The following is a 13,794-nucleotide window of genomic DNA, read 5'->3' on the forward strand; positions in this document are numbered from 1 at the left end:
AACTTGCAAATTCCTGACCAACTGGTCAAGCATACTATAAAAGTTGTTATTTTGCGCAGATATTGCAGCTGGCAAGCTAATTGCTAACAATTCGACCAAGTGGTCAGCTTTTACAGGGTAGTGCCTCACGCAGGTGAGCACACCGCTACGACTGAGGATTCCAAGTGACATTACAAACACCCACCGAGCGCCTGCTGCTGAGCGGTATCACCAAGGAGTATCCGGGCTGTCGTGCCAACGACGCCATTGATCTCCGCGTGAACGCCGGCGAAACCCATGCGCTGCTCGGCGAGAATGGTGCCGGTAAGAGCACCCTGATGAAAATCATCTATGGCGTTGTGCGTCCGGATGCCGGCACCATCTGCTGGCAAGGTAAAGAAGTTCAGATTACCGGTCCGGCCCATGCCCGTCAGTTAGGCATTGGCATGGTATTCCAGCACTTCTCGCTGTTTGAAACCCTGACCGTTGCTGAAAACATCGCACTCAGTCTGCCACCCGCGGAAAGTAAGGATATGGAAGCGCTGAGCAAGCGTATCCGTGAAATTTCCGAACATTACGGTATGGCACTGGATCCTGACCGCCACGTGCACACTCTGTCTGTGGGCGCGCAACAACGTGTGGAAATCGTGCGCTGCCTGCTGCAGGACATCAAACTGCTGATTCTCGATGAGCCAACCTCAGTGCTCACCCCGCAGGAAGTAAAAGAGCTGTTCCGTACCCTGAAGACTCTCGCCTCTGAGGGTGTTTCTATTCTGTTTATTTCCCACAAGCTCGATGAAGTGACCGAGCTGTGTAACGCTGCGACCATTCTGCGTAACGGTAAAGTCACCGGCAGCTGTAATCCTCAGGAAGTTACCGGCGAAGATATCGCCCGTATGATGGTGGGTGACGACACCCCACTGAATCAGGATTATGAAAAGTCCGAAGGTGGTGATGTCTCTCTGGCGATCAACGCCCTGACATTTACCCCGGATGATCCGTTCGGTGTATCACTGGATGGCCTCAATCTGGAAGTTAAAGCCGGTGAGATTCTTGGTATTGCCGGTGTCGCCGGTAATGGTCAGGATGAACTCTGTGCTCTGCTGTCCGGTGAAGAACTGTCCTCCGCCGGTACCATCAGCCTGCTCGGTGATGACATTACCAAACTGCTGCCGGAAGCGCGCCGTGAAAAAGGTTTCGCCTTTGTACCGGAAGAACGTCTGGGCCGTGGTGCTGTGCCAAATATGTCTCTGGTAGACAACACGCTGCTCAGCGCCAGTCATCGTGGCCTGAAAAACAAAGGCTGGATTAACTACGGCAAAGTACGTGAGTTCGCGCTTAACATCATTGAAAAATACAATGTGAAATGCGCCGACGAATACGCCCAGGCAAAAAGCCTGTCCGGCGGTAACCTGCAGAAATTTATTATTGGCCGCGAAATCGAACAGCAGCCAAAACTGCTGGTCTGCTCCCACCCGACCTGGGGTGTGGATATCGGTGCTGCCATTCTGATCCGCCACGCTCTGATTGCCTTACGTGATCAGGGCACTGCCATCGTTGTTGTTTCCGAAGATATTGATGAACTGTACCAGATCAGTGACCGTATCGGCGCTATCTGTGACGGCAAACTGAGTCCGTTTAAACCAACCAATGACGTTGGTATTGAAACCCTGGGTCAGTGGATGGCCGGCCAGTTTGATCAATCTTCCGCGGAGGCAGCCCATGCTTAAGTTAGAAAAGCGTCAGGCCGACTCGCGGTTAATGGCGTATATGTCGCCGGTGATTGCGATTGTCGCAACTCTGATTACCGGCTCTCTGTTATTTGTTTTCCTCGGTCATCATCCGGGTGAAGCACTTTATACCTTCTTTATTGCACCTTTAGAGAATGTCTACGGCTGGACCGAACTGGGCGTTAAAGTCGCGCCGCTGGTTCTGTGTGCCATGGGTCTTACGCTGTGTTATCGCGCGCAGATCTGGAATATCGGTGCCGAAGGTCAGTTTATTATGGGTGCCCTGGGTGGCGGTTACTGTGCACTGCAGTTTCTCGATTCCGAAAGTCACTGGGTGCTGGTGCCGATTCTGCTGGCCGGTATGGTCAGTGGTCTGCTGTGGGGTGGTATCGCAGCGTTATTAAAAACCCGCTTTAACGCCAACGAAATTCTGACCACCATTATGCTCAACTACATCGCACTGAACCTGCTGCTGTGGGCGGTGCATGGTCCGCTGAAAGATCCGGACGGATTCAACTTCCCGGAATCCGCAATGTTTTCTGCCGGCGCGACGCTGCCGTTATTTGATACCAGCTACCGTCTGAATATTTCCATTCTGTTTGCCCTGTTCTTTCTGGTGGTTATCTGGACATTAATGGCGCGCAGCTGGGTGGGTTATCAGATTCACGTTATGGGTGAAGATGCTAAAGCAGCAAAATACGCAGGCTTCAAATCCAAAGCCCTGACCTGGGTTGTATTACTGGCCTGTGGTGCACTGGCAGGTCTTGCCGGCGTCAGCGAAGTTACCGGTCCCATTGGTCAGGTAGTACCTCAGTTATCGCCAGGCTACGGTTATGCTGCAATTATTGTGGTGTTCCTGGGCCGTATGCACCCGGTCGGTATTCTGCTTGCAGCCATGCTGCTGGCACTGACCTTTATGGGTGGTGAAATGGTTCAGATTCAGATGAGTCTGCCAAAATCCCTGACCGGTTTATTCCAGGGGATGTTGCTGTTCTTCCTGTTGGCTGCGGACCTGCTGATTGGCTACCGCATCGTGTTTCAACCTTCTGCATCCCGGGCGTAAATTATGGATATCGATTTAATTACTAACATTTTATACGCGACCTTCAAAACCGGTACGCCACTGATCCTGATTGCACTGGGTGAGATGGTGTGTGAAAAATCCGGCGTCCTGAACCTGGGTCAGGAAGGTATGCTTCTGGTCGGCGCGGCGGTAGGCTTTATTACTGCATCAGTAACCGGCAACTATTTCCTAGCCGTATTCTGCGCAATTTTCGCAGGCATGATGATGTCACTGATCTTTGGCTTTCTGTCCATTACCCTGGCGGCCAATCAGGTGGCAACCGGCCTGGCATTAACCATTTTTGGCGCGGGCCTGAGTGCCTTCTTAGGTAACTCATACATAGGTATCGGCCTGGAAGGTATTCAGGTCTGGAATGTGCCATTCCTGAGTGATATTCCGGTGATCGGAAAGGTTTTCTTTCAACATGATCCTCTGGTATATCTGACCATCATTTTATTTGCTGTTGTTTTCTGGGTATTCCGTTCAACCCGACTGGGTTTAAAAATCCGTGCGGTTGGTGAAAATCCTGAAGCGGCTAACGCCATTGGTATTCATGTACACCAGATCCGTTATATGGCGGTATTGTTTGGTGGTGCCATGACAGGTTTGGGCGGTGCTTATTTATCTCTGGTTTACACCCCAATGTGGAGTGACGGCATGTCTGCCGGCCGAGGCTGGATTGCACTGGCTCTGGTGGTATTCGCCAGCTGGAAAGCTGAACGTATTCTGCTTGGTGCTTACCTGTTTGGCTTCGCCAGCATTATGCATCTGGTATTGCAGGGAACGAAATTTGAAGTGTCGCCAAACCTGATGGCCATGCTGCCATACCTGGCAACGATTATTGTACTTGTCTGGCTGTCGTCTGATGCGATTAAGACCAAGATGAGTGCACCTAAGTCTATCGGTCAGCCTTATCGTCCGATGGCTTAATGGCAGAGGTTTAATTTAAATCACAGATTCCGGCGTTGCTTTATTACCAAATGTTTTGACCAATAAAGTAACGTCGTAAAAAGTGACAAAACAAATCTGCCAATTTAAAAAAACAACACGGATTTTAGCTGACCACATGGTCAAAAATGGAATTAACTGATAATTTAAGTGCTCTTAACTTATTTCAAAAAAACTAGGAAAACCTGGAGAGAAAAATGAAAAAGCAAATTCTGGCCATGGCTGTGGTAGCAGCTTCTGCAGCAGCTACAGTTCCTGCAGCACATGCAGAACGTTATTTCGCTGACAACAGCGTAACTGTTCTGGGTGGCGCTAAGTTCAAACTGGACGGCAACAACTACAACGACGACGACTACAAACAAACCACTTACACCATCGAACACGTTTCCGGCTACAGCTGGGGCGGCCTGTTCTTCTTCCTCGACCGTGACGAAGGTGAAGATGACTGGGAAGCTTCTTACAGCGAATTTTCACCAAAAGTAAACGTTGTTAGCTTCGATGAAGGTATCGTTAAAAACATTCACGCTGACTTCACTCTGGAATCCGGTACTACTGCAACTGGCTTCAGCCAGGACAACTTCCTGTACGGTTTCGGTGCTGACTTCCGTCTGCCAGGCATGAACTACTTCAGCGCGACTTACTACTACGCTGTGAACGATACTACCGATGACGACCACCAGATCACTCTGGTATACGGTGCAAGCTACGGCGGTTTCGCTTTTGAAGGTTACATCGACTACTCAACCGGCGGCAGCGATGGCCACAAAGCCAGCTTCAACTTCAACCCACAGATCACTTACGATATCGCTCCTCTGATCGGTTACGACAACCGTCTGCAGGTGGGTGTTGAAGTCAGCTCATGGCACAACAAGTACGGCTCTCAGTTCGACGAAGACAACGTAGCAGCAATGGTTAAGATGCACTTCTGATCTGCATGCTATATAAAAAGGGAGCCTTGGCTCCCTTTTTTGTCCCTACCCAACGCCAGAGTGCTCTGTGATATGATGCCGGCGCGAGGGACACCGACAGAATGGAACAAGAATGACCACACAGAAGTATAAAACAGGTAAAATCCGCGAGCGTAACAGCGAGAACATCCTTGCTGCCGCTGAGCAGGAATTTGTTCTGCACGGTTTTAAAGGTACCAGCATGCAGGCGATTGCCGATCGTGCCGGTGTACCGAAAGCGAACATCCACTACTATTTTAAGAATAAAGCCAATCTGTACCGCCAGCTGCTGGAGAACATTCTCGGCATGTGGAATGAGGTACTGGCTGATATGTCTCCGGAAAGCGATCCGGCCTTTATTCTTGAGCGATTTATCCGTACCAAAGTTGCTCTGGCCTTCAATCGCCCGAATTCTTCTAAAATCTTTGCCATGGAAATCATCCAGGGCGCTCCCTATCTGAAAGATTACATCAGTATGGATATGCGCCAGTGGGTCAAAAGCAAAGCCAGCGTTATTCAGAGCTGGATTGATCAGGGCAAAATGCGCCCTATCGACCCGCAGCATCTGATCTTTATGATCTGGTCTACCACCCAGCACTACGCCGACTTTGAAACCCAGGTGCTGGAAGTGGCGAATAAGCGCGAATATGACGAAGATGATATCGAACAGGTCAGTGACTTCCTGGTCGATATGATCCTTACCGGCTGCGGCCTGACACCGGCTGCCCCGCGTCAGGGCTGACTGTTCTGCGGAGAAGCCGGCCTTCTCCGCAGCCTTTCTCTTTGCTCCACGAACCTTGCTCCTCAAACGCCACCTCTCAAACGCCACCTCTCAAACGCTAACCCCGCAAACGCTAGCCCACAAACCTTGCTCCCGGAACTTCCGCCCCATCCCCACGCGGTCAAAAACTTGCATACCTGAGCTGCTGGCATAAAATAGCCGCAGCAGATTAACACTCAGTCACTGCTGATTTACGCGACCGCTGTATGCGGGCTATTTCATTTGTTGGGTGTTGATATTTGCGGTCAGCACCCCGTCACCTATGACTGCACGGGAGATCAGCATGACCACCCTCTGGATTAAAAACCCCAAAGCCATTTTTACCGCCAATTCACTGCCTGCTGGCGGTGGTATCGTGATTACCGATTCGGTTATTTCTGAAGTACTGGATGCCGGGCAATCCCCCTCAGTGGCCGTCGATGAAGTATTCGATGCTGCAGAACACGTAGTCCTTCCCGGGTTAGTAAACACCCACCATCACTTCTATCAGACCCTGACCCGCGCCTGCCCACCAGCCATGAACAAACGCCTGTTCCCGTGGCTGCAGACCCTGTATCCGATCTGGGCCGGACTGACCCCGGAGCAACATGCGCTGGCCACCGAACTGGCGATGGTGGAACTGCTGTTATCCGGCTGTACCACAGTTGCCGATCATCACTATCTGTTCCCCGCCGGGCTGGAAAATGCCATTGATATTCAGGCAGAAACGGCACTGAAGCTGGGAATGCGGGCCACCCTGACCCGTGGCTCCATGAGCCTGAGCCAGGACGATGGCGGCCTGCCACCACGCTCGGTAGTGCAAACCGAAAAAGAGATCCTCAACGACAGCGAACGCCTGATCAAAACCTGGCATCAACAGGATGCCAATGGCCTGCTGGAAGTCGCCCTGGCACCATGCTCGCCGTTCTCCGTAACCCAGGACATTATGAAAGCCAGTGCAGATCTGGCGGCACGCTACGGCGTCGGCCTGCATACCCATCTGGCAGAAACCGAAGACGAAAATAACTTCTGCCTGAAAATGTTCGGCCAGCGTCCACTGGACTATCTCGATACCGTTGGCTGGCTGAATGACCGTACCTGGCTGGCCCATGGCATTCATTTCAACGATGAAGAAGTACAGCGCTTAGGCGCAGCCGGAACCGGTATCTGTCATTGCCCGTCGTCTAACATGGTACTGGCCTCAGGCATTGCCCGGGTTAAAGAACTGCGCGCAGCAGGCAGCCCGGTCGGCTTGGGAGTCGATGGCAGCGCCTCCAATGATCACAGCAATCTGATCCAGGAAGTGCGTCAGGCTCTGCTGATTCAGCGCCTGCGTTACGAGGCTGATGAATTTACCCATGAAGATGCCCTGTCACTGGCAACCAAAGGCTCAGCTCAGGTGCTGCGACGCAACGATATCGGCGAGCTGGCGGTTGGCAAAAAGGCAGACATCGCCCTGTTCAAACTGGATGAGCCAAGATTCAGCGGTGCCCACGACGCACTCGGCGCATTGGTGCTGTGTGGCGCGTCACAGGCAGATGCAGTGATGATCAATGGCGCATGGAAGGTTAAGGACAAACAATGGCTGGGCGGGGATTTGCAGGCCCTTATGGCCCATCATGGGGAAGCAGCACGGCAGCTGTTCAAAGGCTGACAGCTGATCAGATCAGACTCCGCGCCGGGGACAGAGAGCGGAGTCTGCACAGACCGGGAACTTCAGCCCTCTACGACAGCGTAAAAGCCGCTACGGCCATCAGCATGGTAAAACTGGCCGCCGATGCAATCACATGCAGGTTAATAAAATTACGGTCGGTCGGATTACAGCTTTCTGAGACTTCAATCGTTTTCACAAGGGACACCTCTTCAAATCCTTATTAAAGAGTTTAGCTTCTGTCTGAACATGTGTTCTTTTTATTGTGAACGCTATGTAATACTTTTGTTACCCGTCGGTAAATCCGACTACTGCAGTGTGACATCCTGCGGCGCATTGTGCGCTTTTACGACCATTGATCAGCCGTTCAGGAACTCCTGTACCGCTTTAATCTGATCACGAGCCATCAGCATAGGCGCATGACCTATCCCCGGAAATTCGACCAAACGGGTATCTTCCCGCTGCAGCATTGAGCGCGCGGTCTCGGGCAGCAACAGGTCCGAATCGCCGCCACGGATGACCAGCACAGGGCAAACCACTGCCTGCCACACCATCGACAGATCAACATCACCGGTAACCAGCGCAAAACCTTCAGCGATCGCCGGGTCATAACGCACCCTCAGCTGGCCGGAATTATCCGGATCAGGCTCAGTACCGTAGCGCGCCAGGTGCTGCCACTGCTCATCAGTGAGCGGACCGAACGGCGCGGCAATGCGGCGCAGCCACTGCTCTGCCGCAGCAACATCAGTGAACAGCGGCGCTTTACCGACGTAATCGCCCAGCCGTTCCAACGCTGCATAAGGCACAAAAGGCCCGACATCGTTCATAATCAGTTTTTCGATACCACAGGCGCCGGGCATCGCCGCCAGCATCATGCCGATCAGACCGCCCATGGACGTTCCCACCCAGTAAAGCGGAGGATTGCCATAGTCGATATTCAGCTGCGCCAGAAACTGCTGCATCTGGCTGATATACAGCGGATACCCGTATAGCGCCGGGGTCAGCAACCACTCACTGTCGCCGCGTCCCAACACATCAGGGCACACAACTCTGGCCTGTTTCGCCAGCACCTCAGCCAGCGCATCAAAATCATGACTGTTGCGGGTCAGACCATGCACACAAATGATCAGTGGCTGATCGCTGCGCTCACTGCTCTGCCATAACTGATAGGCCATACGGCGCGGGCCTTCCGGCGTGGTTATCATCAGTTCGTGCCGGGATTGCATCACAGTCATCGCATTGGCTTCCGTCTCGGAGTGAATCCACAGGTTACAAAAAACCAGGCTGCTGTCCAGCGCCCGTCAGACACCCGTCATACATAAACCAGACACTCGTCCAACACCCACCAGACACCCTCCAGACACCCTCCAGACACCCGCGAACAACAGTGCCGCCAAGACTGAGGAAAAATCGATAAAAAAGAAAAAGGTGAATGTAAAAGAATTGTCAGAATCCGAAGCAGTAGACAAATCAGGAAAAAAATTCCGCCAGCATTGAACAGATCGTTAATTAGTACTATCCACCACTGGCCAAGTGTCAGTGAGCACCGTATCATCACGCTCCGAAGTTCTGCTTAACATGGAGGTTGGGGTGAACGTAATTCAGCCCCTCGATATTGAATCCGGTTACCGGACAATATCCGTAAACGGCGAAAATTATCTGGTTATAACCAGCAAGATATATTTCCCACTTAATGGCGGTTACCCGCTGACCGGCAGTCAGGCATACGGCTTACTTAAAGAGCAGGCCATTCAATACGCCGATGAATTCAGCCCAAAACTGAGCACCGAATATCTGGTGGTTGGTAATGCCTGCGCTCCTGCACAACAGGCTGTCAGTGCACTCACCTGCAAAGTTACTCTCGCAGCATTAAGCAAATCATTAAACGTGGTTGGTGATCGTTATTGGACAGGCGGAATTTCTGGCGCAACAGAGCCACTGCCATTTACCGAAATGCCACTGAATTGGGAACACGCATTTGGCGGAAATGATGTCGCCGAAAACCCCAAAGGAAAAGGCAGCCAACCGCAGCAGACACCACTCGGTGAAAAATTAATTTGTCTGCCAAATACCGAAGCACCCGGCAAAGGTATGACCGCAAAAGGACAAAACCTGACACCTTCGTCTTTTGCCGCAATTCCGCCTGACTGGCCACAGCGCAATCAATATCTCGGCACCTACAACGATGCCTGGAAACGCGATGCATTCCCGGGCTTTCCTGCCGACTTTAATTTCAAAGCATTTTATTGCGCCAGCGAAGACCAGCGTTTCGATTATTATCTGGCCGGTGGCGAAGCCTTCGAACTAGAGCATTTAAATTCCGAACAGCCATTTATCAGCGGCACACTGCCATCCTTCCGGGCGCGCAGCTTTTTATGCAAACGTGATATCGAGCCGGAAGACATCCGCGCCGAAGACGTGGAAGAAGTTCAGATGCGTATGGACACCGTGGTTTTTTATCCGAACCACAAGATCGGCATGCTGGTATTCCGCGGCTCTGTTCCCTGTGAATCCATGGACGCAGACGAATACCGCTATCTGATGTCAGCGTACGAATCCAAAGCTCAGGAAGCCCGTTCGAAAGAACATTATCATCAGTCGTTGGTAGGACGTACCCATCCGGAATTCAGTATCCAGTATGCCCTGACCACCAAAGATCTGATTCCCGACGGCATGCCCTGCTCCATCGCCCGTATGACTCAGATTGATGAAGAGCCGGTGCAGCTGATCGCTGACAATATGAAAAACCGTGCACTGCGTGAAGAAGCAGAAGCCCGCGCTCAGGTACAGAGCCAACTGGCCGATATGCTGCAGTCGTTTAAAGATAAAGGCCTCGACACAACACAACTGGAAGCTCAGATCGCCAAAGCCATGAGCACACCAGAAAAAGACGAATGGCAAAAACGCTTTGACGCAGTGCTGGAAAAGCTCGTGCCCGGAGCCAGCTCGCCGGACGGCAAAGTCGATTTACAGAAAATCGACTTCCGCGCCTTTGATGAACTGTCCTCCCTGAGCGAAGAATACGCCCAATTCCAGAAAGAACAGGCGCGCAAACAACTGCAGGATCAGCTTGAAGAACTACAGGATTCTCCGCAGGTTCGGGAAGCGCTGGAAAAAGCTCTGCACAATATGGATTTACCGCCTCAGCTGCCGCGCCCACAAAATCCGCAGGATATGCTGAACCAATTACGCGATGCCAAAATCGCTATGCAGAACCATCAGGACAGAGCACGCAGCGCCGGTATCAATGTACCGGATATGCCGGATATTGATCTGGAAGAAATGGAAAAAAATCTGCTGGAAAGTGCGGCGAGCATGCGCGAAGCCTATCGGCTGGGAGCACACAGTATGGGGCATGGCCGCCCGGTACTTGATCCGGCGGAACAGATGGCCGTCTTTCAGCAGCGGCAGGAACAGGGGTTATCACACAAAGGTCAGGATTACGCCTGTCTCGACTTCACTGGCCGCAACCTGCGCGGCATCGACTTCAGCGACTGCTTCCTCGAACAATGCCGCTTTGACCAATGCGATCTGCGTGGCGCAAATCTTTCCGGCAGCATTGCTGCACGGGCTGGTTTTATTGGTGCCGACCTCAGTGGCTGCGATCTCAGCAACGCCAGTATCGGTGGCGCCGATCTGACCCGCGCCCGTCTTAACGGCGCACAGCTGAAAGACTGTGAATACAGTGGCGCCAACTTCACTGAAGCCGATCTCAGTGATACCCACCTGACGGTAATGAATTCGCTGGAAGTGATCTTCACCAAAGCGAAACTGGCCAATACAGAATTCGACGAGCCAACCTTTATCGGCACCGACTTCAGTGACGCTGATTTCAGCGACAGCCGCCTGCCATCCGCTACCTTTATGAACTGCACGTTATCCGGCGCAAAATTTGACCGTGCCGACTTCAGCGCAGTGAATTTTATCGAATGCAAAATGGAAGGCTGCAGCTTCCGTGAAGCGACGTTAACCAATGCCCGGTTTATGATGGAAACAACGCTTACCTTCAGCAACTTCCGCAAAGCCACACTGGATAACGCCAACCTGCGTGACGCCAATATCACCAATGCAGATTTCACCGAAGCTTCACTGCGCTTCGCTGATTTAACTGGTGCCAACGCAGAATCTTCAGTATTCAACGCCGCCGATATGCGCCAGTCTCAATGTATTAATACACGCTTTGTGCGCGCAGACCTGAGCAACTGCAATCTGATGGAGGCTTCCCTGATGCAGGCCGACCTGCAGCGTGCCGACATGCGCAACAGCAACTGCTATGGCGTTGAGTTTATGGGTGCCGTTGCCGGCAATACGGATTTTTCAGGTTCAAATATGGATGGATCAAAACTGGAAGACTGGAGGCCGTCTAAATGGCAGTCGTAACCTTCAGTAAAGAGCAACTGCAACAGGCCATCAGTGAAGGCCAGGTGTTTGATAAAGACCACTTCAGTCAGACCGACTATCGCGGCGTTTATATTGGCGGCGGAATATTCTCTGACTGCATATTTACTGCCTGCCAGTTTGATGAAGCTGAATTTATTCAATCCAATTTTATCAACTGCCAGTTTGAACGCTGTAGCTTCAGCAACAGCCAGTGGCAGGAATGTAATTTCACCGGTTGTGAGCTGCCGGCTTCTGATCTGCAGAACTGCCAGTTTGAATCAGTCAACCTGGTAGAGTGCAATCTGACACAATGCCGCTTTACCGGCTCGGTTATGCCGGAAACCAATATCATTAACTGTCAGGCGAACGATACCGACTTCAGTCAGTGCCAGCTCTACTTTGCGGTGTTCAATCAGACTCAGGTAAACCGCAGCCGCTTTATTGAAGCGCAGATGGAGCGCACCGCCTTTATTGAATGTGAAATGGAAGGCATTAACCTGCGCCATGCGCACCTGCAGCAGGCGATCTTCGAAAAGCCAGAACTCAGCGGTCAGGATTTTTCTGATATGCACCTGGCTATGACCCAGTTCCGCTCAGCTAAATTGCGTAACTGCAATTTCACCGGCGCCAACCTGACTCAGGTGTTTTTCGTTGAGGCGGATCTGATACAAAGCCGCTTTGATGGAGCAACCGCCACGGGCGCGATGTTTTATCAGTCGCAGCTGACCGGCAGCACCCTGACCAAATGCAACCTGAGTCAGGCCAGCCTGCAGTTAGCCGATCTGTCTGCCTGCGATTTCAGCGACAGCACGATGATTCAGCTGATGGCCAGCGGTGCCATCATGCAGAACACCCTGTTTAAAAAATGCGATCTCACCTACGCAGATCTCAGTTACGCCGTACTCAGCTATACCGATTTTTCCGGTGCAGAATTAGTACGCACCAATCTCCACGCCATCATCGACAACGGGGCCATCTGGTCCGGCAGCTCAAAATCAAAAGCACTGCCAACCGACGAAAAGCGTGAAAAAGCCGATTTATGGAAGCCGAAATCAGTCAAAGCCTGATGAAAGGAGAAAGAATATGACCAGCCAACACGTATCACCTTTGCTGCAGAATAACCGTCAGTCCCATCTGCTGTTTGGTGAAGTACAGGCCGTGACCGAACACGGATACATCATCCACCAGCATCAGGCCGGCAGCGTTATGGCGCTGAAAGCTTTTTCCTGCACCTATACTCCGGTGACTGGCGACTGGGTCAGCTTTCTGCCATCACCGGATGGCCAGAATTATATTCTCGATATTCTGCGCCGCCAGTCCGATGAAATGGCCAGCATCGAAAACAACAATGGTATCCGCTTATCGTCTGCGGCGGATATCAGCCTGCAATCCAGCCAGCTGAATATCGTTAATACCGAAACCCAGCTGACGACATTACAGACCCGCATGAACAGCCAGGCGCTGGATGTACACGCCAGCAAAGCTTCTTTTAAAGCGGAAAGCGCAGAATCATCCATCGGCCAGATGATCGCCCGTATGCGTGACAGCATCCGCATCATCGAACGTATCGAACAGGTCAAAGCCAAAGACCTGATTCAGAATGTGAAGAACCTGTTCCTGCAGCGTTCAGAACAGGCGGATATTTCAGCGAAAAAAGACGTTAAAATCAACGGCGACCGGATCCACATGGGCTGATGCCCAAGGGAAAAATAAAAGGAATATATTATGTTTGCTAATTGCTCCGTAGGTGGAACCAACAACGCAATTCCCGATGTTTGCCTGACACCGGTCGGTCCGGCCATGGTGCCGATTCCTTATCCGAATATTTCCATGTGCATGATGGCCATTCCACCAACCACAGCGATGAAAGTGCTTATTTCAGGTGGTCCGGCCCATAATCTTGGTACCAAAATTCCTCTGAGCAACGGCGATCAGCCAGGTGTTGGCGGCGGCGTGGCATCCCATATGATTATGGGACCAACCAAATATATGATGGGCAGCATGGCCACCATGTTCGGTGGCAAACCCGCCGCACGATTAACCAGCATGACCGGCCAGAATGGCAGCAGTTTTAATATGGTCGGCGCGACCATAGTGCCGTCGCAGGTGAAAGTGTTGGTGTTGAAATAAGCCGGGTTGGCGATTAATGCAGTAAATTTTTGGTGGGCGGAGCCCACCCTACGACGGATACTGATGTAACCATACATCGGCATGAACCGTTGCTTTTGTAGATACCATCTCTCCCAGCCGTCCACAACACCTTAAACCGGTACCTGTGGGCGGTATTCGCTCTGGTGTTTTACAACACCAAAGCAAATCTGCACCAGCTTGCGCAT

The 13,794-nt window shown here is 51.8% G+C and carries 12 protein-coding genes; 10 read left to right on the top strand and 2 right to left on the bottom strand.

The genetic code is table 11. The features are described 5' to 3' along the window. Positions 1 to 164: 164 nt before the first annotated feature. The 6 genes from B2Z72_RS15240 (at position 165) to B2Z72_RS15265 (ending at position 7,081) form a co-directional block, all read left to right on the top strand. A complete protein-coding gene (locus tag B2Z72_RS15240; RefSeq protein WP_296980189.1) occupies positions 165 to 1,709 on the top strand; it encodes an ABC transporter ATP-binding protein in 1,545 nt (514 codons plus the stop codon). Beyond that, the gene (locus B2Z72_RS15245; protein ID WP_296980186.1) at positions 1,702 to 2,772 is read left to right on the top strand and encodes an ABC transporter permease; all 1,071 of its coding nucleotides are present in this window, start codon (positions 1,702 to 1,704) and stop codon (positions 2,770 to 2,772) included. The genes B2Z72_RS15240 and B2Z72_RS15245 overlap by 8 nt, the downstream gene beginning before the upstream one ends. A gap of 3 nt (positions 2,773 to 2,775) precedes the next feature. Continuing rightward, a complete protein-coding gene (locus B2Z72_RS15250) occupies positions 2,776 to 3,702 on the top strand; it encodes an ABC transporter permease (RefSeq protein WP_296980185.1) in 927 nt (308 codons plus the stop codon). Positions 3,703 to 3,917: 215 nt separating this feature from the next. After that, positions 3,918 to 4,649, top strand: a complete 732-nt coding sequence (locus B2Z72_RS15255) for a DUF5020 family protein (RefSeq protein WP_296980183.1) — start codon at positions 3,918 to 3,920, stop codon at positions 4,647 to 4,649. A gap of 112 nt (positions 4,650 to 4,761) precedes the next feature. Next, a complete protein-coding gene (locus B2Z72_RS15260; protein WP_296980181.1) occupies positions 4,762 to 5,409 on the top strand; it encodes a TetR/AcrR family transcriptional regulator in 648 nt (215 codons plus the stop codon). A gap of 322 nt (positions 5,410 to 5,731) precedes the next feature. Next, positions 5,732 to 7,081: an 8-oxoguanine deaminase gene (locus B2Z72_RS15265; protein WP_296980180.1), complete on the top strand. Its 1,350-nt coding sequence runs from the start codon at positions 5,732 to 5,734 to the stop codon at positions 7,079 to 7,081. Between the two features lie 70 nt (positions 7,082 to 7,151). On the opposite strand, the gene B2Z72_RS15270 is transcribed toward B2Z72_RS15265, so the two are convergent. After that, positions 7,152 to 7,277: a hypothetical protein gene (locus tag B2Z72_RS15270; RefSeq protein WP_296980179.1), complete on the bottom strand. Its 126-nt coding sequence runs from the start codon at positions 7,275 to 7,277 to the stop codon at positions 7,152 to 7,154. A gap of 160 nt (positions 7,278 to 7,437) precedes the next feature. Beyond that, positions 7,438 to 8,313 carry an alpha/beta fold hydrolase gene (locus B2Z72_RS15275; protein WP_296980178.1) on the bottom strand — a complete coding sequence of 292 codons (876 nt, stop codon included), beginning with the start codon at positions 8,311 to 8,313 and terminating at the stop codon, positions 7,438 to 7,440. 355 nt (positions 8,314 to 8,668) lie between these two features. Between B2Z72_RS15275 and B2Z72_RS15280 the strand changes: the two genes are divergently transcribed. The 4 genes from B2Z72_RS15280 to B2Z72_RS15295 are packed head-to-tail and all read left to right on the top strand — an operon-like array spanning position 8,669 to position 13,588. Then, on the top strand, positions 8,669 to 11,458 hold the full coding sequence (locus B2Z72_RS15280) for a DUF2169 domain-containing protein (RefSeq protein WP_296980175.1): 2,790 nt from the start codon (positions 8,669 to 8,671) through the stop codon (positions 11,456 to 11,458). Next, the gene (locus B2Z72_RS15285) at positions 11,446 to 12,525 is read left to right on the top strand and encodes a pentapeptide repeat-containing protein (protein ID WP_296980173.1); all 1,080 of its coding nucleotides are present in this window, start codon (positions 11,446 to 11,448) and stop codon (positions 12,523 to 12,525) included. The genes B2Z72_RS15280 and B2Z72_RS15285 overlap by 13 nt, the downstream gene beginning before the upstream one ends. 16 nt (positions 12,526 to 12,541) lie before the next feature. After that, a complete protein-coding gene (locus B2Z72_RS15290; protein ID WP_296980170.1) occupies positions 12,542 to 13,153 on the top strand; it encodes a DUF3540 domain-containing protein in 612 nt (203 codons plus the stop codon). Positions 13,154 to 13,183: 30 nt separating this feature from the next. Continuing rightward, on the top strand, positions 13,184 to 13,588 hold the full coding sequence (locus B2Z72_RS15295) for a DUF4150 domain-containing protein (protein ID WP_296980169.1): 405 nt from the start codon (positions 13,184 to 13,186) through the stop codon (positions 13,586 to 13,588). Positions 13,589 to 13,794 lie beyond the last annotated feature (206 nt).

The organism is Thalassolituus sp. UBA6592, assembly GCF_002433655.1.
In the GTDB taxonomy this organism is placed as follows: Bacteria; Pseudomonadota; Gammaproteobacteria; order Pseudomonadales; family Oceanobacteraceae; genus Venatoribacter.

Coding starts and splice junctions, on each gene's coding strand:
- B2Z72_RS15245 (WP_296980186.1), top strand. CDS start 1,702: ATGCTTAAGTTAGAAAAGCGTCAGGCCGACTCGCGGTTAATGGCGTAT.
- B2Z72_RS15250 (WP_296980185.1), top strand. CDS start 2,776: ATGGATATCGATTTAATTACTAACATTTTATACGCGACCTTCAAAACC.
- B2Z72_RS15255 (WP_296980183.1), top strand. CDS start 3,918: ATGAAAAAGCAAATTCTGGCCATGGCTGTGGTAGCAGCTTCTGCAGCA.
- B2Z72_RS15260 (WP_296980181.1), top strand. CDS start 4,762: ATGACCACACAGAAGTATAAAACAGGTAAAATCCGCGAGCGTAACAGC.
- B2Z72_RS15265 (WP_296980180.1), top strand. CDS start 5,732: ATGACCACCCTCTGGATTAAAAACCCCAAAGCCATTTTTACCGCCAAT.
- B2Z72_RS15275 (WP_296980178.1), bottom strand. CDS start 8,313: ATGACTGTGATGCAATCCCGGCACGAACTGATGATAACCACGCCGGAA.
- B2Z72_RS15285 (WP_296980173.1), top strand. CDS start 11,446: ATGGCAGTCGTAACCTTCAGTAAAGAGCAACTGCAACAGGCCATCAGT.
- B2Z72_RS15290 (WP_296980170.1), top strand. CDS start 12,542: ATGACCAGCCAACACGTATCACCTTTGCTGCAGAATAACCGTCAGTCC.
- B2Z72_RS15295 (WP_296980169.1), top strand. CDS start 13,184: ATGTTTGCTAATTGCTCCGTAGGTGGAACCAACAACGCAATTCCCGAT.